Genomic DNA, 24,131 nt, shown 5'->3' with positions numbered 1-24,131 from the left:
GTTGCCCAGCGGGGGCCGGACAACAGCTTCTCAGCCCTGCTGCCCCAGGTAGGCGTCGCCCTTCTTGATCAGATGGGCCGCGTACGCCCTGCCGATCAGCGGCTTGCCCCGGAAGAACCCCACCTCGCCCTTCGCGGAGTCCACCACCGCCGGCCGCGCGAAGCAGGCGAACTCGTTGCGCTGCTGCTCCCGCGCCCAGGCGAGCGCCGCCGGGTCGACCCGCTCGCTGACCAGGACCGGGAAGACCGCCACCCCGGTCTGGAGTCCGACGGGCAGACCGCCCTTGTTCGTTTTGGCGTACCGGAGTGACTGGGTGGTGAAGGTGGCGATGGTCTCCACGGTGACGTACGGGACCGCCGCCGCGATGGTGAACAGATGGAGCCGGGTGGCCATCCAGCGGAGCCGGAAGTCGGCGCGCCGCCCGACCAGCACGGGGGCGCCTCCCCAGTTGTCCTGGCGCGGAGCGCACCCGTCGGCCGCCAGCCGGCTTTCCAGCCCGGCCAGATAGGCGCTTGTCGTATCTTCGATCATGCGGGGGATTGTCCACTGATCGGACGCGCACGTAAAGATCTTGTCAGTGTGCGGACCGATCGCCCCGGCGGCCGGCCGTGCCCTGCCGCCCGCTCCGCTCTCCCGGCTGCTCATGGCTCAGCAGATCGCCCGGAGCGCACTGGAGCGCCTGGCAGATCGCGGTGAGTGTGGAGAACCGGATCGCCTTGGCGCGCCCGTTCTTGAGGATCGACAGGTTGACGACGGTGACCCCGACCCGGCCGGCCAGCTCGGTCAGTGTCATCCCGCGCTCGGCGAGCAGCCGGTCCAGATGCACCGTGATGCGGTGCTCGTCCTCCGGGGGCATCAGACGAGCCCTTCGGTGTCGGCGCGCAGCCGGGTGCCGCGCCGGAAGACCTCGGAGAGCGCCGCGATCAGCAGTCCGAGAAGAATGGGCGCCGCGCTGAACGTGCCCTCGGCGACCACCTGTTGGTCGACGCTCGTGCCCCCGGTGAGCGCTTGGGTGGTGATCAGGTCGAGCGCCGGGCCGACGACCGCCATGGCCAGCACCGCCCCCGCGATGCCCGCCATCCGCCGCGCGTTGGCCGGGACGAACGGGTCGCCGGTCCGCAGCGTACGGACCGTACGGAACAGCAGGTACGCGATGACCAGCAGCAGCGCGCCGTTGACCAGTTCGGGCAGTGCGAGCAGGGCGCGCTGGGCCGGATCCGGGTGGGCGAAGGCCAGTTCCGCCCGATGGGTGCCGGTGAGTGTCACCCCGTCGGCGCCGCCGGCGTCCGGGGCGGTCGTGGCGTACCGCAACCCCACCGTCCGGGCGGAGGCGCCGCGGCCGAGCACACCGAACACACCGAGGAGCGGGATCACCACGCTGAACACGGCCACCAGGGCCGCCCCCGCGCCGAGCAGCCACTCCAGCGCCCGGCTGTCGGTCCGGTCCCAACTCCTGTCCCGGAGAGGTGCCATCAGCCGGTTCTCGCGCGGCACCCGCATATCTGCCCCCATGGCCATGCACCGACGTATCGATGGTCGTTGTTATCGTTCATCGATAGTAACGATTATCGATGGGTTTCTGTCAAGCGGCCCGGTGTGCTTAGCATGCGGTCGATCATCACGCGGACACGGCGAGAGGGACGGGTATGCGCGCGGAGGACTGGACCGGGGTCGTCACGTACCACGGCGAGGGGCCCGGCTGGGATCCCCATATCGGCCGGCTGCGGGCCGTCGACATGCTGGCCGGGGACATCCTGACCTTCGACGGCGCCGGGGTGCCCGAACGGCTCCACCTGGGTGAGGTCGCCGCCGCCTGGCGGCCCCGCGCGTCCGGCGGGCTCGTGGCGGCCGTCGAGCGCGGTTTCGCGCTGGTCGCCCCGGACGGAGAGGTGAGCACCGGCGGCGAGCTGTGGGGCGACGCGTCGATCCGCATGAACGAGGGCGGCTGCGACCCGGCCGGAAACTTCTACTGCGGGTCGATGGCGTACGACACCCGCCCCGGCGCCGGCACCGTGTACCGGCTCACCCCCGGCGGCGACATCTCCGTCGCCCACACCGGCGTGACCATCTCCAACGGCCTCGCCTGGGCCCCGGACGGCACCTTCGCGTACTACGTCGACACCCCCACCCAGTCCATCGCGCGGGTGACCGTCGACCCGGAGACCGGCCGGTTCGCCACCCCCGAGCCCTGGGTCACCATCGATCCGGCCGACGGCGCCCCCGACGGCATCACACTCGACGCGGAGGGCGGGGTGTGGGTCGCGCTGTGGGGCGGCTCGGCGGTCCGCAGGTACGCCGCCGACGGCGCCCTGGACGAGGTCGTCGAGGTCAACGCCCGCCAGGTCAGCGCCTGTACGTTCGGTGGCGACGACTACCGGCGGCTGTTCATCACCACCTCGCGCCAGGACCTCCCCGACGGCGAGGACCCGGCGGCGGGCGCGGTCTTCACCGTGGAACCGGGGATCGGCGGCGCCGCCCCGCTGATGTACGCGGGGTAGCACGGCCGGTCCCGCCGGATCACAGCCCGGGGGCGCCCCAGACCGGGAACCAGCGCGCGAGGTCCGGCTCGATCCGCAGATCGTCCCCGAGCACGGCCCTGACCTGGAGCTCCCGCTGGCTGTCGCGCTTCTCCGTACCGTCCGTCAGCGGGGCGAACGGGTAGAAGCTGCCGCGCTTGTAGAGATAGACGAGCGCCAGCGGACGCTGCTCGGCGTCCCGGAAGCCGACCAGCGAGCAGAGGAGCTGCGGTCCGAAACCGCCGTCCTGGAGCAGGGTGTTGACCGCGTGCACATCGTTGACCAGGGCGGCCAGATCGTCCGGCGCCCGCTGGGCGAGCAGCCAGGTGTAGCCGTACGCGTCCTGGCTGAATGTCACGGGCGGCCCGGACCGTTCGGTGTCCGCGTCGAGCAGCTCCCGCACCTCCTGCCGGATCCGCGCGAACCCGCCGCCCTCGACGCCCGCGAAACAGACGGACCCCAGGCCGGTGGGGGTGTACCCGGCGCCGGCCTGGAGGGTGAGGGCCGCGGACGGCAGGGAGAAGAGCTGGTCGAGGTTGGGGCGGACGGGCTTGCTCCGGCCGAGGATGGTGTCGAGAAGGCCCACAGGGCCGGCTCCTCACGGTGAGAGGGGACAGTGCGGGTTACGGGGAGTTACGGGCGGGCCAGGTCGGCGGAGATCCTGGCGAGCTGGTCCAGCCGCTGCTCCAGCGTCGGGTGCGAGGAGAACAGCCTGCTCAGGCTCTCCTTCGAGGAGAACGCAGGGACGAAGAAGAACGCGTTGTACGGCTCCGCCTTGCGCAGATCCTCCGTCGGGATCCGGGACATCTGGCCGCTCACCTTGGTCAGGGCCGACGCGAGCGCCGAGGGGCGGCCGGTCAGCAGCGCGGCGGCACGGTCGGCGGACAGCTCGCGGTAGCGCGAGAGCAGCCGGGTCAGCAAAAAGCCGATCACATAGACAACCGAGCTGACCAGCGGGATCAGCATGATCGCGATACCCGCGGGGCCCGCGTTCCTGCTGTTGCGGGCCAGCCCGCTGTACAGCGCGACCCGGGTGATCAGACCCGCCAGCACCCCGAGGAACGAGGCGATCGTCATCACGGCGACATCGCGGTGCGCCACATGGGACATCTCGTGCGCGAGGACGCCCTCCAGCTCCTCGGGCTCCAGCCGGCGCAGCAGCCCGGTGGTGGCGCAGACGAGTGAGCTGCGCTCGCTCCGGCCGGTCGCGAACGCGTTGGGGATGTCGCTCTGCGCGATGGCCACCCGGGGCTTGGGCATGTCGGCCAGCGCACAGATCCGGTCGATGGCGCCGTGCAGCTCGGGTGCCTCCTCCGGGGTGACCTCCCGCGCGCCCATGCCGAAGGCCGCGATCTTGTCGCTGAACCAGAACTGCGCGATGAACAGACCACCCGCGAAGATCAGGATGATCGGCCAGGCGTGGTTCAGCACCGCCAGCAGTACCCCGACCAGGACCACGTAGAGCAGACCGATCAGGAACATGGTGGTGACCATGCGCGTGGTCAGGCCGCGGTCCGGGGTGTAGCGGTTCTGTGTCGTCATCTTTGGCCTCCTGTGGCTCTCGCCTCTGCTGCCATTTTCCTCTTTTTCCCGTGAAACGGCGTAAACGGAAGATATGGATCAAGACCTGAGGGCCGCAGGCCGCCCCGCCGCCAGGGGCGCACGGTGGCGCACTGCTGTACGCGGGGGCTCGCGCGGCGCCGGAAAGTGCCTCCCGTGCTGCCGGTGTCGTGTTCCTCACCGTATTTACCGGGCATTGGGAGCGGTGCGCTGTAGGTAAATGGCCACTAAGGCCTGATGGCCTGTGGGTGGATGTGGCGAAAAGGAGATACGGCCGTGATTCGCGTTCTCGTGGTGCACAAAATGGGTCTGTTCCGCTCGGCCCTCGTGGCGTTACTCCGTCCCGAGGAGACTCTCGATGTGTCGGCGGCGGCCGGGCGTACGGCATTTCGCGGGGCGTACGGCGTTCCCCCGCATGTCTATGTGGCGGACATCGACTGTATCGACTCTCCCGGGTACGCCGACGCGGCCGGACTCACCCGTGATGACCTGGGATATGAGCCGGCGTTGCTGGTCCTGGCCGGCGCCCGGAAACCCGGAGCTCTGCGGAAGGCTTTTGACGCCGGGGCGCTCGGATACGTGAGCAAGGACGGGGAGCCGGGGAGATTGGTGGAAGGCATCCACAGAGTCGCCCGAGGCGAGAGATTCGTTGATGAGGCACTGGTTTTCGATTTTCTTCAGGCCGCGGAGATGCCCCTGACACCGCGAGAACTCAGTGTTCTCGCGCTCGCGGCGGAGGGTGCCCCGATCGAGGAAATCGCACACTCGCTCCATCTTTCGAACGGCACGATACGAAACTATCTCGCCGCCGCGATACGGAAGGTCGGCGGACGCAACCGGCTGGACGCGATACGCATATCGCAGGGCGCCGGCTGGCTGTGACCGGGGTGGCCTGGGCGGTCCGGGCGGTCCGGCTACCCGGCGGCCCGAGCCGCCGGGCGCCGTCAGACGCTCTGCCAGTGCCCCACCAGATCCCGGTAGAGCGCCGACCGGCCGAGCAGTTCGTCGTGCGTCCCGTACGCGGGGCTGGTTCCGTCCAGTACGAGGACCCGGTCGGCCCGGCGCGCGGACGACAGCCGGTGCGCGACGACGATCAGGGTGCCGGGGCGCTCGGCGAGAGCCAGCTCCGCGCGCGCCTCCGCGACCGGATCCAGATGGCAGGTCGCCTCGTCCAGGATCAGCAGCGGGGCGGGGGAGACGTACGCGCGGCACAGCGCCAGCGACTGGCGCTCCCCCTGGGACAGCGTCCCGGGGCCGATCGTCGCCTCCAGCCCCCCGAGCCGGCCGATCAGGGCGTCGATGCCGAGCGCGTCGACGGCCCGGGCGAGGTCGACGGGCGCCGCGTCGGGCGCGAGGTGCAGCAGATTCTCCCGGACCGTCCCCGTGAACACGTACGCCTGCTGCGGGATCAGTACGCGCAGCGCCGCCAGGTCCCGCGCGCTCCGGCCCGCCACGGGCTCCCCGGCGAGGAGAACGGACCCCCGGTCGGGCGCGAGCAGCCCCGCGACCACGCCCGTGAGCGTCGACTTGCCGATACCGCTCGGCCCCACCACCGCCACATGCTCGCCCCGCCCGACGGCCAGGTCGAGCCGTGCCAGCACGGGTGGTGCGCCGGGGCCGTACGCCAGCGTGACGGAGCGCAGCTCCACGGCGGGATGCGCGGCGTGCGCGATGTGCGCGGCGTGCACGCCGCGGGCGGGAGGCGTGCGCGGCGTGCGCGGCTCGGGCAGTACGGTCGGCGCGGGCGGTACGGTCGGCTCCCGCGCGGCCGGTTCCTCGAACCCGAACCGCTCCAGCACCACGAGCAGCCGGGTCCCGGCCGCGCCGAGCGCGGTCATCAGCGTGTGCAGGGCGGGCAGCAGCGCCTGGACCAGATAGGCCAGCGCCCCCATCAGCGCCCCGGCCGTGACCCCCCGGCCCAGCAGCCACGGCGCGGCGGCCAGCAGCAGGAACACCGGCAGCTGACCGGCCACGCCCAGCGCCAGGGTGCGGACGGCCGCCCACCGGGCCAGTACGCGCGAGGTCCGCTCCGCCGCGTCGATCAGCTCGCGCGTACGGGCGCCGGCCTCCGCCCCCGTACCGCACGCCGCGATGTCGCGGAGCCCGGCCCCGAGCGCGGCGACCCGGTCGGTGAGGGCCTCGTCGGCGTCCAGGAACGCGCGCTGCGCGGCGGCCATCGGCGCCAGGGTCCCCAGGAACATCGCCAGCCCCAGCAGCAGCGGCGGTACGACCACGACCAGCAGCTCAGGAGCCAGCGCCAGCAGCCCGGTCAGCGCGCCCGCGGCCGTGAAGACGAAGGAGCGCGCCGTGAGCACCAGCCCGGCGAAGCTGTCCCTGACGATCTCCGTCTGGTGCGTGAGCCGCGACACCGCGCGACCGTCACCGAGGTCCCGGCCTCCGCCGTCCCGGCCCGCCAGCGCCCCGGCCATCGCCCGGTCCACCGCCCGCCGCACCAGCGCGTCCCGCAACGGCTCGACCAGCTCGGCGAGTTGGGCGAAGACCCCGCGCATCAGCGGCCCGCCGAGCAGGATCGCCCCCGCCGCCACCACCAGCCACCCAAGACCCGCCCCGGTGTCCCCGGCCAGAAACCCCCGGTCCAGCGCCCGCGCCAGGCAGTACCCGCCGAGGAACGTCTGCGCGGACTCCAGCAGCGACCAGCCACCGAGCCGGATCAGCGCCCCCCTCCGCCGCCCCAGGAATCTCCGCGCCGCCGGCCACACCCCCGGCCCCACGCCCCTCACCGCCTGTCCTCGGCGTGCTCGGCGTGCTCGGAGTGCTCCCCGGGCGGCGCGAAGACCGCGCGGTACCCGGGAATCCGCCACAGGTCCGGGTGCCGGCCGACCGCCCGGATCCGGCCGTCCTCCAGCCACACCACCAGGTCGGCGCGGACAGCCGAGGAGAGCCGGTGGGCGACGACGAGCCGGGTGCCGGGCGCGATGTCCCGCGCCAGGGCCCGTTCCACCTGGTGTTCGGTGACGGTGTCGAGGCTGGAGGTCGCGTCGTCGAGGATCAGCAGCCGGCCGGCGTGGGCGAAAGCGCGGGCGAGGCCCAGACGCTGGAGCTCGCCGCCGGAGAGCGGGGCCTCGGCCGGCGGTGTGCCGTACCCCCGGGGGAGCAGCCGGACGAACGCGTCCGCGCTCGCCGCGCGGGCCGCAGACCGTACCCGGCCCGGCGGCGCCGGCTCGGCTCCCGCCGCGAGCGCCGCGCCGATCGTGTCGCCGAACAGCACCGGCCGCTCGAACGCGTACCCGACCTCGCGGCGCAGCTCCCCGCGCGCCAGCGACGCCAGCGGTACGCCGTCCAGCAGGACGCGGCCCTCGTCCGGGTCGGCCAGCCGTCCCGCGACGGCGGCCAGCGTCGACTTCCCCGCGCCCGAACGGCCCACCACGGCGACCGAGGCACCCCCGGGCACGCTCAGGTCCACCCCGTCGAGGAGGGCCCGGCCGTCCCGTACGACCCGTACCCCCCGCAGTTCGAGGGCGCCGGACCCGCCGTCCGGCAGCCGTCCGGTGCCGTACGCCATGGGCGGCAGCGCCGCGAGCACGGCCGTCCTGCGGGCGGCGGACCGGCTCCGTACGAGCGCGCCGAGCAGCCCGGCGCCCGCGCCCACGCCCGCCGCGAGCGCCGCGTAGCGGGAGGCGGCCAGCAGGTCGCCCACGCTGATCCGGCCCGCCGCGAGCGCCACCCCGCCGACGGCGAGCACACCGGTCGTCAGCAGGGGCAGCAGCACCCCGCCCCGGGCGACGGCCCGGCCGTGCACCCGCCACATCCGCCGTCCCTGCACGGCGAGTTCGGGCAGCGGGGCGAGGATACGGTCGCGCTCGCGCTCCGCCGTACCGGCCGCCGCGACCGTACGCGCGCCGTCCAGCACCTCCACCAGCCGGGACGCGAGATCCGCCTGCACCCGCTGGTAGCGCGCCGCGCTGTCGGAGGTGTCCCGGGCGAACGCGCGCAGCACCAGCAGCAGTACCGGGATCCCGGCCAGGAACGCCACGGCCGTCCAGACGTCGATGAGGAAGAGCGCGATCACCGCGCCCACCGGTGCGAGCAGCGAGGCGGCCAGCGCCGCCGCGCTCACCGGCGCCGTACCGGCCTCCGTCGCGTTCGCGGACAGCCGGGTCGCCAGCTCGCCGGGGGAGAGCCGGGTGCCGTGCTCGGGCGCCGCGCCGAGCAGCCCGGCCAGGCCGCGCCCGCGCAGCCAGGCCGTCGATCTGGCGCTGGTCACCCCGCTCAACAGGGCCTCCAGCGCGTCGAGAAGCACCTCCGCCGTGATCAGCGCGGCGCAGACCAGCAGCCAGAAGCGGGCCGAGCCGTCGCCGTCACTGCCGCCACTGCCGCCGCCGTCGAGCAGCAGGTCGAGCGTCCGGCCGAGCACGGCGGGCAGCGCGAGGGCCGCGCCCGCCGACGCGGCCGAGCAGCCGAGGACTGCGGCGGTCAGGAGCGCGCTGTGGCGGGCGGCGCCACGCAGCAGGCCGGGACCGGTCGGGGCGGCGGCGCGTGCGTCGTGGGCTCCACGACGAGGGAACTTCATCGGGGAAGGGCCTCCTGCGGACCGGAAGAGGGAGAGACGGGGTGAGGCCCCGGGCGGCGGACCGCCCGGGGCCTCTTGTCGCCGGGGCGACGTCAGCAGGTGAGGAGGCTCAGCGCGCTGCCGAAGCAGAGCAGCAGGCTCGCGTAGCTCGCGGTGGCCGTCTCGCCGAAGGCCTCCTCCTGCGGGATCTCCATCGACTGCAGGTCGAGAAGGTTCATGGTTCTTCCTTTCCTCATGGGGACGGTGTGCTGGTTACGGCTCCTGGCTGGAGCCGGCTCTGGGGCCGCCGGAGCGGCGGAAGGAACGGCAGGTGCGCCGTCGAGTCGGGCGAGGCCGCGGCCAGTGCCAGGAGCACACCGGCGGTGCCGGTGGACAGATCCATGGACAGCCGCATCATCTGCTCGCCGGGGAAAGCCAGTTGGCCCTGGTACGTCATGGCGTGCCAGCCCAGGGTGGTGATCTGCCGCAGTACGCCCTCCGTGCCGGTGCCCGGACCCGTCGCCGTGGTGCGGCTGAGGTGGAGCACCATGCCGGCGGCGCCCCGGAAGAGCCCCGGCTGCGCGTAGAAGTGGGACTGCGCGGCCCGTACGATGCCGTCGCGCGCCCGCTCGAAACCGTCGTCGGGGCGGTGGGCGAGATAGTCGTCGAGCACCATCCCGATACCCACACTGCCCCCGCCGACGTACGGCATGGTGCGCCAGCCCTCGTCGACCTGGAGGGAGCCGCCGATGCCGGGCTTGCAGCGGGCCAGATCGCGGCGCAGGGCGTCGGCCGCGAGATCGAGCAGGGCGGCCTCCCCGGTGCGTTCGTACAGCCGGATCAGGAGCAGTGCGACGCCCGAGGCGCCGTGCAGCAGGCCCGCGCGCGGCAGCCCGCCGGCGACCGCCGTGGCGGCCAGTTCGGCGCAGCGCAGTGACGCCTCGTGCAGCGCCGGGTCGCCGGTGTCGGCCGCCAGTGCGCAGAGCGCGAGGCCGAGCCCGGCGGCCCCGCTGTGCAAGTCGGGCGGCAGCGACTGCCAGGGCTGATCCAGTATCAGATCCACTGTCTCCAGGGCGGTTTGGGTGTGTCCCAGCCGGTTCAGGGTCCAGGCGACGCCCGCCAGACCGTCGTAGAAACCCAGCGGGGTGCCGGAGGCGGGCGCCTTGACCCGCTGGAGCAGCCACTCCTCGGCCGGGACACAGTGCTCGGCGCCGCTCTCGGCCAGCGCGTACAGCACCCCGGCCGTTCCGTACCCGAAGGACATACCTCCGCCGGGTGTGGCGAACTGGGCGATGTCACCGGGGAAGAAACGATCCTCCCGGTCGGGTGAGGCGGAGGCGAGGATCGCCCGCACCATGGAGTCCCCGGCGCCCGGCCAGTCGGCAGGAGCGACCGGCAGATAGCCGCTCCCGGAGAGGGCGGTGCCCGGGGCAGTGCTGATGCCGGTGCCGGTGCCGGTGCCCGTGTCGGTGTCGCGGAGGATCTCGGCCACGGCCGCGTCCAGGAACGCGCGCTCGACCGGGAAACGCTCGGCCACCATCTCCGCCAGATGCCGGGCCTTCGCCCGGTCGACGATGAAGAGGCTGGTCAGCGGCAGGAAGAGCGCGATGCGCAGACACGCCAGGGCATAGCGGTCGACATCGAAGCCGCGCCGGTCGGCCGGGGCGACGAAGGCCGGATTTGCCACGGTCTGGCGGCTGTTGTCATCGACGTGGGCCGCCGCCTCGAAGTCGAGGAGCACCACGGACGACTCGTCCTCGGAGACCATGATGTTGAACAGATGCAGATCGTTGAAGACCACGCCCCGCGCGTGGACGGCCTCGACGGCCTCCTCCACCAGCCGGTGGATCCGCAGGGCCCACTCGGTGTACTCGGCGAGCCGCACCGGGTCCGGATCGGTGTCGATCAGCGGATGTCTGCGGGCGAAGAACGAGTTGAGGGGTCTGCCCCCGATGAACTCCAGCACCAGGAAGCGGTGGCCGCCGATGGTGAGGCTGTCCCGGACCTCCGGGGTGTACGGGAGCCCCGACAGCCTCTCCAGCGCCCGCTGTTCACGCTCCAGCCGGGTCACAGCGTCGGCCCCGTCGGCGGCCAGGCCCGCGTACGGTCTGGCCTCCTTCAGCACGACCTTCTCGCCGGTCTCCTGGTGTCTGCCGACATACACACCGCCGCCGTTGGAGAAGTGCAGCGCCCGCTCGACGGTGTACGGCAGACCGGTCACGGTCGTCGCGTCCCGGGCGTCGAGGTGCGGCCGGAGAAAGGCAGGCGGTGTGACCCACTCGGGTATCCGGAAGGCCGGGCCGCGCTGATCCGGTACGAGCCGGCCCGTGGCGTCCTCCACGGCCGGGCGCAGCCGCCCCTCGGCGTCGTAACAGCTCCGCTCGGTGAAGCCGCCGTACCGCAGATGGACCGGGCCCTCGCCCCAGCGCAGATCGCTCAGGATGTACGGTCCCGCCTCGCCGGCCAGCAGCGTGGCCAGCTCCGGGGCGATGACACCGCAGCGCTCGTCGTCGGCCGGGTAGACGGTGATGAACTTGCCGCTGGCCGCGCGGTCCGCGTACTTGGCGTTACGGGTGTGGAGCAGATACCGGCTCGGCACGAACTTGAAGGCGATGCCCCGCGGGACGCAGTAGCCCATGACCCGTTCGAGGACCGACTCGGCGTTGTCCAGACAGGCCGCGACATGGATCTTCCAGCCCTGCGCGGGGAGTTGGGCGTCGACCGGCCGCCAGGCCAGCCAGTCCCCGGCGCGGTGGCGCTGCCAGCCCTCCGGTGCCGGCCGGTGGGCGGCCTCGTACAGGGCTCCGTGTCCCGCGCCTCCGGCGGACGGCAGCCGGTGCGGCGCGTCGTAGAAGTGCCGGTCCGCGTCGCAGAATGCGGCGTATCCCTTGTTCACTCGGGCCCCCTCGGCTGTTGACAGGGCCAACCGTGTCATCCGGACGAGTGGCGGGACAGTCGCCGATGTCACCTCCCCGACGTGGACTACGCACAAGTAACCGGCGGGCCCCGGGTGGGGCCCGCCGGTCAGGCGTGGGCTGAATGTGCTGAACGTACCGCTGGAAGTGCGCTGTTACGCCGTGCGGTGGTGCGGTGTTACGGGTGTTGCGGAGCGCCGTGCTCCGGCGTCACAGCGCCGGGTAGGCGTTCGTCATCAGCTGCTGGAACTGAGCCGAGAACCAGGCACCCGAGATCGGGGCATTGCCCAGCGCCCCCGACATGTGGTTGTTGTTGCGCGGGTTGCCGGTGTAGGTCGGGTCGCACATCCGGTCGAAGCCCTTGCCCTGGTCGTTCGGGATCAGCGAGCTGGAGCCGTCGGACTCGCCCGGGGGCTTCATCCAGACGTACGCGTCGATCCCCGCCGCGGGCGCGCTCCTCGGCCGCTCACCGAGTCCGGCTCCGGACTGGTTGCACCAGTTGCCCAGGTGGATCCGGCGGTCGTAGCGTCCGCCGTCCACATAGGTGTCCACACTGGTCGTCGCGCCGGGGCCGGCGGGCCGGGCCGAACCGCCCCAGCCGTTGCGCGAGGTGTCGATCAGCATGCCGATGTCCGAGTTGAAGCCGACGCTGATCAGTTCCTGGCGGAACGCCTGGGCGAACGACTGCTCGTCGACGTACCGGTTCCAGTCCACCCACGTGGACTCACGGACCGACTTGCCGGCCACGGAGTCGTTGATGGTGAAGTTGTTCTCCTTCGTCGCACCGTAGTTGGCGGTGTTGACGATGAAGCCGGCGACGTTGTTGACGCTGCCGGAGACGGTCGCGGCCTGCTTGAAGATCTGCGCGGACGCGTTGAAGTTGTCGTCCCAGCCGATCCAGCCGTGGTGTCCCGCGTCCACGTAGTTGTAGACGTTGGGGATGGCGCCGAGCTTGTTCAGCGCGTAGCCGACGCCCGTGATGTAGTTGCCGTTCGCCTTCATCACGTCACACTGCGGGGTGGCGGTGGCCCGCGGCGAGATGTTGGTGACCAGGTTGGGCAGCGAGTCGATCTCGACGGTCGTCACGATGCGCAGGCTCGCGTACTTGGTGTCGGCGAGGATCGCGGCGATCGGGTCGATGTACTCGGTCCGGTAGCGGCCGATCTCCGTCGGGCCGAGCTCCCCGTTGGAGGCGAGCGCGGAGCAGTCGCGGCCCGGCAGGTTGTAGATCACGAGCTGGACGACCAGCGGGTTCCCCGCGGCCTGGACCAGCGCAGTGTCGAGGTGCGCGCGCAGTCCCCGGGCGCCGGTGGTGCCCGTGATGGCCGCGATCCGGTCCATCCACACGCCGGTGGGCTGGTTGGAGATCCGGCTGCCGCCCGGCTCCGCCGCCGCCTTCGCGGACCAGTCGGGGTTCACGTACACCCCGGCACCCGCGTAGGGGTTGTCGACCCTGGAGCCGGTGGGCGGGTCGGTCGGCGGAGTGGTGCCGCCCCCGCCGCCGGGCACATTGCAGGTCACCCCGTTGAGCTTGAACGTGGTGGGAATCGCGTTGGTCCCGGTGACATTGCCGTTGAAGCCGAAGTTGGCGGTACCGCCGGTGGCCAGGGAGCCGTTCCAGGCGGCATTGGTGGCGGAGACCGCCGTGCCGCTCTGGGTGATCGTGGCGCTCCAGCCCTGGGTCACCTGCTGGTTGCCGGCGAAGCTCCACTCCAGCTTCCAACTGCTGATCGCGTCACCGGTGTTGGTCACCGTTACATCGGCGCCGAAGCCGCCGGACCAGGAGCTCTGGATCTTGTAGTCGACGGTGCAGCCCGCCGCCGCGGCGCTGGCGGCCCCGCTGAGCCCGGTCGCCGTGCCGGCCGCCGCGGCGACCAGGGCGAACGCGGCCAGGGCCGCCGTTCGGGCCCGGCGCGGAGGAAAGGTGGTGCGGCTCATGAGATTCCCTTCAGATGGTCACGGAGTCCCACGCCGAAGTTGGTCGGCGTGCCGGAGTAGTCGCTGATCAGAGAGGGGCCCGAGGAACAGTCCCACGTGTTCCAGGTCCACCCGAGGTACGAGGCGCCCTTGCCGTCGAGCCAGGCCATGACGCGGTCGATATAGGAGTGCGCGCAGGTGTTCTCGCCGATCTCGCCCGCCACCAGCGGCACCTGCGCCAGAACCGGGGCGAGCTGCTCGTTCCAGCAGCTCTCGTTGGAACAGGTGTTGAAGTTGTACGTGTGCCAGGCGGCGGCCAGATTGCCCGCCGGGTCGGCCGGCCGGTACTGGAGCCACTGGCGCATGTCGTTCCCGTACGCCAGTCCCGGCACCAGGACCAGGTTCTGGGCGCCGGTCGCCCGTACCGCGTTCACCAGGGACTGCATGCCGGCCACCGGGAAGTCGATCCCGGGGCAGCTGCCGCCGTCGCGCCAGCAGGTCCACGCGGCCGTCAGATTACTGGTCGCCCGGTCCGGGAACGGCTCGTTGAACAGATCGAAGACCACCGTCGGGTCGTCCTTGAACGTGTTCGCCACCGAGCTCCAGAACGCCGGTGTGTACTGCGCGTTGGGCATCGGCTTCTGGCAGGTCGCGTACGCGGTGTCCGGGCAGTGGCTGTCGCCGCCCGTGTACTTGCCGTTGGTCCAGTGCAGTTCGACCACCGGTGTGATGCCGTGCGCCTTCAGCCTCGCCACGAAGGCCTTGACCGCGGCGATGTAATTCGCCCCGGAGTACTCCGGCTTGACGTGGGACAGTCCGAGCCAGCACTCCTCGTTGAGGGGCACCCGCACGGTGTTCACCTTCCAGTCGGCGATGGCCTTCACGGACGCGTCGTCGACGGGGCCGTCGAAGAATCCGTAACCCTGGATGCACATGAACTCGCCGCCGGAGCGGTTGACTCCGAGCATGCGGCGGGTGGCGCCGTTCTCGTCGACCAGCTTGTTGCCGGAGACACGGAGCTTCGGGGGCACGCCGGCCGGGTCGGTCGGCGGGTCCGTCGGTGGATCGGTCGGCGGGTCGGTGGGGTTACCGGGCCCGGCCGGCCCGTCACAGGTGGCGCCGTTCAGCTTGAAGACGGTCGGAGCGGGGTTGGACCCCGACCAGCTGGCGGTGAATCCGGCGCCGATCGAGCCGCCGGTGGGGATCGCGCCGTTCCACGTCTCGTTGACGACGGTCACAGTCCTGCCGGACTGTGACCACTTGCCGTTCCAGCCCTGGGTCACCTGCTGGCTTCCGGGAAAGTCGAAGGTGAGGGTCCAGCTCTGTACCGGCGCTCCGTTGTTCGTCAGCGTGACGCCGCCCTGAAAGCCGTCGTTCCACTGACTGGTGGTGCTGTACTCGACCGTGCAGGTGGCTGCCGCGGTTCCCGACGCGGCAGCCGGTGGAATCAGGGCGGTGCCCCCCACGGCCAGGGCCGTGGTGGCCAGCAGCGCGGCTAAGCGCGGTGGTGCTCGCATGGTGCGACTCCTCGGGGCCGATACACCGCCTGACGCGACGTATGACTGATGGAAGCGCTCCCACTGGTTGAGTTCGACGGTAGCGCCGAAGTGGCTTGAGTCAACAGTCCCGTTGAATACTTTTATTGCTGAACTCCGCTGGACGTGCGTCTTGTTCAAAGACTTGACAGGTGCACTGTCCCGCTCAACGCTTGGGAGCGCTCCCACTGGTTCGATCCCCACCCCCACCCGCACCGGACCGCGAGGAGGACCCCTCCATGCTCGGTTTACGAGGCTCCCCACCAGGCTCGCCCGCACCCTTCCGCACGCCCCGCCGACCTCGTGGAGCCCGACGGCTGCTCACCGCCCTGGCGGCCGTCCTGTCCCTCCCGCTCGGTCTCACCGCGGTCAACAGCACCCCCGCGCAGGCCGCCGCCGTCCAGTGCGGCGTCGACTACAAGACGAACGACTGGGGATCCGGCTTCACCGCCGACCTGACGATCACCAATCGTGGTACTGACCCCATCAACGGCTGGACACTGACCTACGCGTACGCCGGCAACCAGACCCTCACCAACGGCTGGAACGGCACCTGGACCCAGTCGGGCCGGAACGTCACCGTCAACAGCGCCTCGCACAACGGGACGATCGCCCCCGGCGCCGCCGCCACCACGGGCGCCAACTTCAACTACAGCGGCACCAACGCCGCCCCCACCGTCTTCGCCGTCAACGGTGTGACCTGCACCGGCGCGCATCAGCCGCCCATCGCCGTGCTGACCAGCCCGGCCCCCGGCGCGGTGTTCACCGCGGGCGGCACCATCCCCATGGCCGCCACGGCCGCCGCCGCCGACGGCGCGGGCATCGCCAAGGTCGAGTTCTACAGCGACACGGTGCTCCTGGGCACCGACACCACCTCGCCGTACACCTTCGACTACACGAACGTCCCCGCCGGTGACCACTCCTTGTACGCCAAGGCGTACGACGGCCAGGGCGCCTCGGCCGAGTCGACCCCGGTCGGCGTACGGGTCGTCGCGGGCCCCTCGCTGGTCGCCACTCCCACCCAACTGGGCGTGCGGCAGGGGACGACGGGCACCTTCACGGTGAAGCTCTCCACCCAGCCGACGGCCGGTGTGAATGTCACCGTCGCCCGCACAGCGGGTAACACCGGCCTCAGTGTCACCGGTGGCGCCAGTCTCACCTTCACCACCGCCAACTGGAACACCGCGCAGACGGTGACCATCACCGCCGCGGCCACCGGCACCGGCGCCGCCACCTTCACCGCGACCGCGGCCGGGCAGACGAAGGCCGATGTCACCGTCACCCAGCTGGCCGCCGCGGGCACCTACGACGCGCGGTTCCTGGAGCTGTACGGCAAGATCACCGACCCGGCCGCCGGCTACTTCTCGCCGGACGGCGTCCCGTACCACTCGGTCGAGACCCTCATCGTCGAGGCGCCCGACCACGGCCACGAGACGACCTCGGAGGCGTACAGCTATCTGATCTGGCTCCAGGCCATGTACGGCAAGGTCACCGGCGACTGGACCAAGTTCAACGGCGCCTGGGACATCATGGAGAAGTACATGATCCCCACCCACGCCGACCAGCCGACCAACAGCTTCTACAACGCGTCGAAGCCGGCCACCTACGCGCCCGAGTGGGACCAGCCCTCGCAGTACCCCTCGCAGCTCAACAGCAATGTCCCGGTCGGCAACGACCCGATCGCCGCCGAGCTGAAGAGCGCCTACGGCACCGACGACATCTACGGCATGCACTGGATCCAGGACGTCGACAACGTCTACGGCTTCGGCAACTCGCCCGGCAAGTGCGAGGCGGGCCCGGCCGACAAGGGCCCCTCGTACATCAACACCTTCCAGCGCGGACCGCAGGAGAGCGTCTGGGAGACCGTGACCCAGCCGACCTGTGACGCCTTCAAGTACGGCGGCACGAACGGCTATCTGGACCTGTTCACCGGCGACGCCTCCTACGCCAAGCAGTGGAAGTTCACCAACGCCCCCGACGCCGACGCCCGCGTGGTCCAGGCCGCCTACTGGGCCTCCGAGTGGGCCAAGGAGCAGGGCAAGGGCAGCCAGGTCGCCGCGAACGTCGCCAAGGCGGCCAAGATGGGCGACTACCTCCGCTACGCCATGTACGACAAGTACTTCAAGAAGATCGGTGACTGTGTAGGGGAGACCGCCTGCCCCGCGGGCAGCGGCAAGAACAGCTCCCACTACCTGCTGTCCTGGTACTACGCCTGGGGCGGCGCCACCGACACCTCGGCAGGCTGGGCCTGGCGCATCGGCTCCAGCCACGCCCACGGCGGCTACCAGAACCCGATGGCGGCCTGGGCGCTCAGCTCGTACGCCGACCTCAAGCCCAAGTCGGCCACCGGCCAGCAGGACTGGACCACCAGTCTCAAGCGCCAGGTGGAGTTCTACCGCTGGCTCCAGTCCTCCGAGGGCGGCATCGCCGGCGGCGCCACCAACAGCTGGCAGGGCCGTCACGCCCAGCCCCCGGCGGGCACCCCCACCTTCTACGGCATGTACTACGACGAGGCCCCCGTCTACCACGACCCGCCGTCCAACCAGTGGTTCGGCTTCCAGGCGTGGTCCATGGAGCGCGTCGCGGAGTACTACCACCAGACCGGTGACAGCGCCGCCAAGACCGTGCTGGACAAGTGGGTGAGCTGGGCCCTGTCCAAGACCACCATCAACCCGGACGGTACGTACCAGATCCCGTCGACCCTCCAGTGGACCGGCAAGCCGGACACCTGGAACGCCACGACGCCCGGCGCCAACACCGGACTGCACGTCACCGTCGCCGACTACACGAACGATGTCGGCGTGGCCGCCGCGTACGCCAAGACCCTCTCCTACTACGCGGCGAAGTCCGGCAACACCGCCGCCAGGACCACGGCCAAGGCGCTGCTCGACGGCATGTGGGACCACCACCGGGACGCCCTGGGCATCGCGGTCCCCGAGACCCGGTCCGACTACAGCCGCTTCAACGACCCGGTGTACGTGCCGAGCGGCTGGACCGGCGCCATGCCGAACGGTGACGCGATCAACTCCGCCTCCACCTTCGCGTCGATCCGCTCCTTCTACAAGAGCGACCCGGCCTGGTCCAAGGTCGAGGCGTATCTGAAGGGCGGCGCCGCGCCGACCTTCACCTACCACCGGTTCTGGGCGCAGGCGGACATCGCGCTCGCGCTCGGCTCGTACGCGGAACTCTTCGAGTAGCGCGGAGCGGAGGAACCGCGCCCCCATGACGCGGAGGGTCCCGGCTGTCGCCCGCCGGGGCCCTCCGTCTCCATGTCCGGACGTCTCCCTCCGGTCATCTCCCTCTCCGGTCATCTCAAGTGCCCCTGCTTTACGTCTGTTTGATGCGTTATCGCCACTTGATATTGACAAGACACGGTCAAATTCTCGTTTCGTATCTGTCCGAACGAGTCGATTCGATGCCACTCTCTGGACGGTTCACCGCGCGTAGACCGTGCGGTGAACTGCTCCGTGGCATCCGCACATTCACGTCCCAACGGGCGGTGGCCTCACCCCTAAGGCCATCGCTTCCCCACACAGGGCCGCCCATCGAACGGCCCGACACTCTTGGAGACTGAGTGAGACTCGTAGCTTCCACCCCCCGCAGCACCACCCGCCGCAAGACCACCCTGCGCGTCTCGGCGCTCGTCGCGTCCGCCGCCATGGTGGTCGTCGGCGTGCAGTCGGGCACCGCCACCGCCCAGCCCGACGACGCCGTGACCGCCCGCCCGCTCGGCGCCACCGCGGTGGAACTGACGCCCGGTGAGCGCGTGACGGCCATCAAGGCGGCCCAGGCGGACGCCCCCGGCCAGGCGGCGTCCCTCGGCCTCGGCGCCCAGGAGAAGCTCGTCGTCCGGGACGTCATCGAGGACGCCGACGGCACGGTCCACACCCGCTACGAGCGGACGTACGCCGGACTCCCCGTCCTCGGCGGCGACCTCGTCGTCCACGCCGCCCCCAACGGCAAGGACACCGTGACCAAGGCGGTCTCCGCCCGCATAGCCGTGCCCTCGACCACCGCCGAGGTCGCCCCGAAGGCCGCGAAGGCGACGGCGCTCAAGGCCGCCTCCGCCGAGCAGACCACCGAGGCCGCCGCCGAGGACGCCCCCCGCAAGGTGATCTGGGCGGCCGACGGCAAGCCCGTCCTCGCCTACGAGACCGTCGTCGAGGGCTTCCAGCCCGACAGCACACCGAGCGAGCTGCACGTCATCACCGACGCGGCCACCGGCAAGGAGCTGTTCCGCGACGAGGCCATCGAGACGGGCACCGGCACCGGCAAGTACAACGGCACGGTCACCATCGGCACGACCCTGAGCGGCAGCACGTACAGCCTGACCGACGGCACCCGCGGCGGGCACAAGACGTACGACCTGAACCAGGGCACCTCGGGCACCGGCACCCTCTTCACCAACTCCAGCGACGTGTGGTCGGGCGGCCGGCTGACCGCCGGTGTCGACGTCCACTACGGCGCCGGCAAGACCTGGGACTTCTACAAGAACGTCCTCGGCCGCAACGGCATCAAGAACAACGGTGTCGCGTCCTACTCCCGCGCCCACTACGGCAGCAGCTACGTCAACGCGTTCTGGAGCGACAGCTGCTTCTGCATGACGTACGGCGACGGCGCCAGCAACACGCACCCGCTGACCTCGATCGACGTGGCCGCCCACGAGATGACCCACGGCGTCACCGCCGCCACGGCCAACCTCACCTACAGCGGTGAGTCCGGCGGCCTCAACGAGGCCACCTCGGACATCCTCGCCACCGCCGTCGAGTTCTACGCCGCCAACTCCGCCGCGCCGGGCAACTACCTGATCGGCGAGCAGATCGACATCAACGGCAACGGCACGCCGCTGCGCTACCAGGACAAGCCCAGCAAGGACGGCGCGTCGCGCGACTACTGGTCGTCCACGCTCGGCAACGTGGACGTCCACTACTCGTCCGGCCCCGCCAACCACTTCTTCTACCTGCTGTCCGAGGGCAGCGGCGCGAAGACCATCAACGGCGTGAGCTACAACAGCCCGACGTACGACGGCTCCACGCTCGCCGGCATCGGCCGGGACAAGGCCGTCGCGATCTGGTACAAGGCCCTCACCACGTACATGACGTCCACCACCAAGTACGCCGGGGCGCGCACCGCGACCCTCAGCGCGGCGGGCGCCCTGTACGGCACGACCAGCACCGAGTACAAGGCGGTCGCGGCCACCTGGACCGCGATCAACGTCAGCTGACACCGGCTGCCGGCACCCGCTGCCGGCGCCACGGGGCTTGGGCCCGCGCGTCTCACCACGCGCGGGCCCTCGCGCGTACGGGGGACCGCGTACGCACCCGGCCGGCCGGGTCAGTCCTCGGCCGCCGGACGGCGCAGCAGATACAGCCCGATGGCCGCGACCAGGACGATCGCCGCGGCCGTGAAGACCAGCCCCGCCCCGCGCAGCCCCAGCCACACCGTCAGCGCGCCCACGCCGACGACCGGCACCGAGATACCCAGATACGCGATCACGAAGAACGCCGAGACGGTGCCGCCCCGGTGCCCGGGCGGCGCGGCCCCGCTGACCGCCGTCAGCCCGGCCCGGAAGGCGAGCCCCTGACCGAGACCGCCGCACAGCGCGCCCGCCACGAGCAGCGCCAGTGACTCGGCCAGCAGCGAGGCGCCCACCAGCACCAGCCCCGCCACCAGTACGAGACACCCGGCCGGCAGCCCCGCCCGTACCCCCACCCGCCCCATCAGCGCCTGCCCGGCGGTCGAGGCCAGGAAGACGGAGAACACGATCGCGCCGGAGACGGCCAGATTTCGGACCCCCAGCGTCTGCGCGACAAAGGACGGCGCCACCGCCGTGAAGAGCCCCAGCAGCGCGAACCCGCCGAACGCCGCGAGCGCCGACGGCACGAACACCCCCCGCACCTCGGGCGGCACCGTCAGCCCCGGCGCCCGCATCCGGGGCCGGCGCACCCGGTGCGCGACCGTCTCCGGCAGGGACCAGGTCAGTACGGCCGCGCCCGCCAGCAGCGCCAGATGCGCCAGGAACGGCAGCCGCAGCGGCCACGGCGCGTACTGCGCGAGCAGCCCGGCCAGCAGCGGCCCGCACCCCAGACCGCCCATGTTCGCGGCCGTCGCGGCCAGCCCGGCGCGTGCCCGCCGGCCGGGCGGGGCCAGCTCCAGTACGGTGACGGTCGCGGCGCCGCTCAGCAGACCGGCGGCGAAGCCCGAGAGCAGCCGGCCCGCGAAGAGCGCCGGCAGGCCGCCCTCGAAGAGGAAACACAGGGCGCTCGCCGCCGACAGCCCCAGCGCGCACAGCAGCACCGGCCGGCGGCCCACCTCGTCGGAGACGCTCCCGGCGAGCAGCAGGGTGGCGATCACCCCGAGGGCGTAGACGGCGAAGACCACCGTCACCATCAGCTCCGAAAAGCCGAGCCGCTCCCGGTAGAGCCCGTACAGCGGGGTCGGCAGGGTCGTCCCGGCCATGCCGACGGCGAAGACCGCGGCGGCCACCGGATATCCCGGCCGCCACCGGCCCGCGCCGCGGTCGTGCTCCGTCCGGTCTCGCATCGGGCAGCCGGCCCCCTCGGTCCTGGACGGAAGCGCTCCACCGCCCGTCGGAAGGGCGCGCGCCTGCCTCCATCAACGCGTACGCGGGGGCGCCGCACCACCCGGGACCGGCGTAAGGGGCACGGCCCGGGCCCGCTCAGCGGTCGGACAGCTCGTCCGCCAGCCCGGCGCCGGGCTGCGGAACCTCGCCGAAGTCCTCGTCGTCGCCGTCCACGCGCAGCCGGTTGATCACGGCCTCCAGCGAGGCCGGCAGACTCGGGTGCCGCCCCCGGTGGCACTGGCCGATCAGGTCGTGCCTGACGGCCTCCGGCAGCAGCGCCGAGAGCGTCGGCGCCGGTGCGGCGGGCACGGGCGGTCCCGGCGGTACGGGGCGGCCCGGCAGCCGGCGGGACTGCGCGCGCCAGTAGGCGGCGTCCTTGAACTCGGCGCTGCGGCGATGCGTGAGGAAGAGGCAGAACGCCGCCGTCCGGTTACCGCCGCCGGCGGCGAACTGCCACCAGAACCGCGCCGCCTCGTGGTGCCCGGTCAGCTGGAGCAGCGCGGCGAAGACGACGGCGCCCTCCGGGTCGATACGGTCCTGGTCGACCAGCCGGGTCAGCGCGCCGGCGGCCTCGGGCGCGTTCAGGACGAGGGCGACGGCGAGGTTCAGATCGTGGGCGGCCTGTTCGTGGGCCGAGGGGAAGCGGTGGGGGACCGCCGTACCACCCGGCGCGTCCGTACCGTCCGTACCGTCCGTACCGTCCGTAGGGGGTGCGGCCCGGCGTCGGCGGGCGGCTTCGGTGTCGCGTTCGTCGTAGGTGTCGTGCAGGACTTCCGCGTCGTCCAGCAGCAGATCGACGGTGGCACCGGGGGTGGGGTCGTCGGTGCGGCGCACAGTGTTACTCCTCCTCCGTCTCGTTCTCGGTCTCCGGTAAGTCGAGCTCCCTGGCCAGCCGCCGTCGCGCGTGCCGTACCTGGGACCGTACGGTGGCCAGCTCGACGCCCAGATACTCGGCGACGGTCTCGTCCGGGACCCGCAGGACATGGCGCAGCACGATCGCGTCGTACTGCCGCTCGGGGAGCCGGGCGATGGCCGCGTACAGCCCGATCTCGCCCTGGAGCACGGCGAACCGATCGCGTGCCCCGGGCCGCAGGAGCTTACGGATCGCGGCCCGGAAGGCGGCGGTGCCGACGAGCGCCGGTTCGCGTCCGTGCGCCTCCAGCCACTGGGCCACCTCCTCCTTGAGGACGGCCCAGGCGTACCGGGCCACCGACTCCTGCGTCAGGACATGGGGCCAGTGTTCCAGCAGCCGGGCGCAGGTGGCGTCCACCACGCGCTCCGCGGCGGCCCGGCCACCGACCTGGGTGTGCGCGTAGCGCAGCCAGAGGGTGTGGTGGTGCGCGTCGAAGGCGTCGAAGGTCAGTGCCAGCCGGCGCTCGGGGAGTTGGCCGGGAAGCGCATCGCCGGGAAGGAGCGGTCCTGGGGCCGCCGCGGGCGAGGAGCCCCGGGCCGCCGTGACATTCGGATCAACCTGCACGGAGGCCCCGTTCCCTGGGCGCCGCGCCGCTCCACGGCGGAGAGCGTCGGCGCGAGAGGTGTGTCCTCTCACCTGTCAGCCAACCCGATACGCGCCCTCGATGCTCACGGCACGCCCGGGGTACCTTGCCGATAGTGATGATACGACTACTGAGATAAGGGGGAGGTGTGTTGCTCTTTCCTCTCCCACCTCACTCCTCATGAGGCCCCTCTGTAAAGAGGATTGACACCTCGCACGGTTGTCCGGACAGCGCGCTGGGCAGTTACCCGGGTGGCGGCCGAGGGCGAGGGCGGGGGCGGACCATGGGTGACGGCGTAGTGGATCTGGAGCTGGACCGGGCGCACTCCGCGCGGATGTACGACTACTACCTGGGCGGGACGACCAACTTCCCCGCCGACCGGGAGGCCGGGGACCGTACCGTGGCCGCCTTTCCGCACGCGCCGACCGCCGCCCGGATCAACCGCCGGTTCATGCACCGGTCCGTCCGCCATCTCGCCGCGGCCGGGCTGACCCAGTTCCTCGACATCGGGACGGGCATCCCCACCTCGCCGAACCTCCACGAGATCGCCCAGCGGGAAGTGCCGCACGCCCGCGTCGTCTACACCGACAACGACCCGATCGTGCTGGCCCACGCCCGCGCGCTGCTCCACAGCAGCCCCGAGGGGCGCACCGCGTACGTGCACGGCGATGTCACCGAGCCCGAGGCCCTGCTGGCGGCCGAACAGGTCGGTGCCACACTCGACTTCACCCGCCCCATCGCCCTCAGCCTCAACGCGCTGCTGCACTTCGTACCGGACGACGGCGCCGCCCGCGACATCGTCGAACTCCTCAAGGACGCGCTGCCGTCGGGCTCCACCCTCGCGATCGCGCACGGCACACCCGAGTTCGACCCCGAGGGCATGGCGCGCGTCGTCGCCACGTACCGCGCCGCGGGGACGGTGGTACGGGTGCGCGACCGCGCGGAGATCGAACGCTTCTTCGCCGGCTGGGAGCTGCTCGAACCCGGCATCGTCTCCTCCCACCGGTGGCGCCCCGACCCGGGCGACGGCAGCGAGCACCACACCGCCGCGGAGGCGTCCAGCTACGCGGGCGTGGCCCGCAAGCCCTGACCGGCCCGC

General features: G+C 71.6%; 19 protein-coding genes. 5 read left to right on the top strand and 14 right to left on the bottom strand.

The genetic code is table 11. The features are described from left to right. Positions 1 to 30: 30 nt before the first annotated feature. Genes AB0389_RS21970 through AB0389_RS21960 form a run of 3 tightly spaced genes read right to left on the bottom strand, consistent with a single transcriptional unit; the run spans position 31 to position 1,518 of the window. On the bottom strand, positions 31 to 531 hold the full coding sequence (locus tag AB0389_RS21970) for a levansucrase (protein ID WP_366397129.1): 501 nt from the start codon (positions 529 to 531) through the stop codon (positions 31 to 33). Between the two features lie 43 nt (positions 532 to 574). Next, complete coding sequence (locus tag AB0389_RS21965) at positions 575 to 856, bottom strand: helix-turn-helix transcriptional regulator (RefSeq protein WP_366397128.1); 282 nt, start codon at positions 854 to 856, stop codon at positions 575 to 577. Further along, positions 856 to 1,518 carry a DUF2975 domain-containing protein gene (locus AB0389_RS21960; RefSeq protein ID WP_366397127.1) on the bottom strand — a complete coding sequence of 221 codons (663 nt, stop codon included), beginning with the start codon at positions 1,516 to 1,518 and terminating at the stop codon, positions 856 to 858. Before AB0389_RS21960 ends, AB0389_RS21965 begins: the two co-directional genes overlap by 1 nt. 128 nt (positions 1,519 to 1,646) lie before the next feature. Between AB0389_RS21960 and AB0389_RS21955 the strand changes: the two genes are divergently transcribed. Next, the gene (locus AB0389_RS21955; RefSeq protein ID WP_366397126.1) at positions 1,647 to 2,498 is read left to right on the top strand and encodes an SMP-30/gluconolactonase/LRE family protein; all 852 of its coding nucleotides are present in this window, start codon (positions 1,647 to 1,649) and stop codon (positions 2,496 to 2,498) included. A 19-nt stretch (positions 2,499 to 2,517) separates the two neighbouring features. Here the strand turns inward: AB0389_RS21955 and AB0389_RS21950 are convergent, their stop codons facing one another. Together AB0389_RS21950 and htpX are read right to left on the bottom strand one after the other, a co-directional pair. Then, on the bottom strand, positions 2,518 to 3,102 hold the full coding sequence (locus AB0389_RS21950) for a hypothetical protein (protein WP_366397125.1): 585 nt from the start codon (positions 3,100 to 3,102) through the stop codon (positions 2,518 to 2,520). Between the two features lie 47 nt (positions 3,103 to 3,149). Continuing rightward, positions 3,150 to 4,058, bottom strand: a complete 909-nt coding sequence (gene htpX / locus AB0389_RS21945; protein ID WP_366397124.1) for a zinc metalloprotease HtpX — start codon at positions 4,056 to 4,058, stop codon at positions 3,150 to 3,152. Positions 4,059 to 4,352: 294 nt separating this feature from the next. Between htpX and AB0389_RS21940 the strand changes: the two genes are divergently transcribed. After that, positions 4,353 to 4,958 (top strand): response regulator transcription factor, encoded by a 606-nt coding sequence (locus AB0389_RS21940; RefSeq protein ID WP_366397123.1) that lies wholly within the window; start codon positions 4,353 to 4,355, stop codon positions 4,956 to 4,958. A 62-nt stretch (positions 4,959 to 5,020) separates the two neighbouring features. Here AB0389_RS21940 and AB0389_RS21935 read toward each other — a convergent pair whose 3' ends face one another. From AB0389_RS21935 to AB0389_RS21910, 6 genes are all read right to left on the bottom strand, one after another. Further along, positions 5,021 to 6,817 carry an ABC transporter ATP-binding protein gene (locus AB0389_RS21935; RefSeq protein ID WP_366397122.1) on the bottom strand — a complete coding sequence of 599 codons (1,797 nt, stop codon included), beginning with the start codon at positions 6,815 to 6,817 and terminating at the stop codon, positions 5,021 to 5,023. Then, positions 6,814 to 8,607 carry an ABC transporter ATP-binding protein gene (locus AB0389_RS21930; protein ID WP_366397121.1) on the bottom strand — a complete coding sequence of 598 codons (1,794 nt, stop codon included), beginning with the start codon at positions 8,605 to 8,607 and terminating at the stop codon, positions 6,814 to 6,816. Before AB0389_RS21930 ends, AB0389_RS21935 begins: the two co-directional genes overlap by 4 nt. 92 nt (positions 8,608 to 8,699) lie before the next feature. Beyond that, a complete protein-coding gene (locus AB0389_RS21925) occupies positions 8,700 to 8,825 on the bottom strand; it encodes a SapB/AmfS family lanthipeptide (RefSeq protein ID WP_366397120.1) in 126 nt (41 codons plus the stop codon). A 14-nt stretch (positions 8,826 to 8,839) separates the two neighbouring features. Beyond that, positions 8,840 to 11,482 carry a class III lanthionine synthetase LanKC gene (lanKC, locus tag AB0389_RS21920; RefSeq protein WP_366397119.1) on the bottom strand — a complete coding sequence of 881 codons (2,643 nt, stop codon included), beginning with the start codon at positions 11,480 to 11,482 and terminating at the stop codon, positions 8,840 to 8,842. 229 nt (positions 11,483 to 11,711) lie between these two features. After that, entirely contained in the window at positions 11,712 to 13,439 is a 1,728-nt protein-coding gene (locus AB0389_RS21915; RefSeq protein WP_366397118.1) for a glycoside hydrolase family 6 protein, read from the bottom strand. After that, positions 13,436 to 14,935, bottom strand: a complete 1,500-nt coding sequence (locus AB0389_RS21910) for a cellulase family glycosylhydrolase (RefSeq protein WP_366397117.1) — start codon at positions 14,933 to 14,935, stop codon at positions 13,436 to 13,438. Before AB0389_RS21910 ends, AB0389_RS21915 begins: the two co-directional genes overlap by 4 nt. 257 nt (positions 14,936 to 15,192) lie before the next feature. Here AB0389_RS21910 and AB0389_RS21905 point away from each other — a divergent pair, with 257 nt between their 5' ends. Together AB0389_RS21905 and AB0389_RS21900 are read left to right on the top strand one after the other, a co-directional pair. Beyond that, entirely contained in the window at positions 15,193 to 18,150 is a 2,958-nt protein-coding gene (locus tag AB0389_RS21905) for a glycoside hydrolase family 48 protein (protein WP_366397116.1), read from the top strand. A gap of 461 nt (positions 18,151 to 18,611) precedes the next feature. Further along, positions 18,612 to 20,177: a M4 family metallopeptidase gene (locus AB0389_RS21900; RefSeq protein ID WP_366397148.1), complete on the top strand. Its 1,566-nt coding sequence runs from the start codon at positions 18,612 to 18,614 to the stop codon at positions 20,175 to 20,177. A 110-nt stretch (positions 20,178 to 20,287) separates the two neighbouring features. On the opposite strand, the gene AB0389_RS21895 is transcribed toward AB0389_RS21900, so the two are convergent. The 3 genes from AB0389_RS21895 to AB0389_RS21885 all read right to left on the bottom strand — a co-directional run bounded on the left by AB0389_RS21895 (position 20,288) and on the right by AB0389_RS21885 (position 23,013). Continuing rightward, on the bottom strand, positions 20,288 to 21,496 hold the full coding sequence (locus tag AB0389_RS21895) for an MFS transporter (RefSeq protein ID WP_366397115.1): 1,209 nt from the start codon (positions 21,494 to 21,496) through the stop codon (positions 20,288 to 20,290). Between the two features lie 136 nt (positions 21,497 to 21,632). Next, the gene (locus AB0389_RS21890; RefSeq protein WP_366397114.1) at positions 21,633 to 22,370 is read right to left on the bottom strand and encodes a hypothetical protein; all 738 of its coding nucleotides are present in this window, start codon (positions 22,368 to 22,370) and stop codon (positions 21,633 to 21,635) included. A gap of 4 nt (positions 22,371 to 22,374) precedes the next feature. Beyond that, positions 22,375 to 23,013: a sigma-70 family RNA polymerase sigma factor gene (locus AB0389_RS21885; RefSeq protein ID WP_366397113.1), complete on the bottom strand. Its 639-nt coding sequence runs from the start codon at positions 23,011 to 23,013 to the stop codon at positions 22,375 to 22,377. Between the two features lie 302 nt (positions 23,014 to 23,315). Between AB0389_RS21885 and AB0389_RS21880 the strand changes: the two genes are divergently transcribed. After that, positions 23,316 to 24,122: an SAM-dependent methyltransferase gene (locus tag AB0389_RS21880; protein WP_366397112.1), complete on the top strand. Its 807-nt coding sequence runs from the start codon at positions 23,316 to 23,318 to the stop codon at positions 24,120 to 24,122. The last annotated feature ends 9 nt before the right edge of the window (positions 24,123 to 24,131 follow it).

Source organism: Streptomyces sp. NPDC093109 (genome assembly GCF_040701725.1).
In the GTDB taxonomy this organism is placed as follows: domain Bacteria; phylum Actinomycetota; class Actinomycetes; order Streptomycetales; family Streptomycetaceae; genus Streptomyces.
This window is presented reverse-complemented; position numbering and strand designations above follow the sequence as displayed.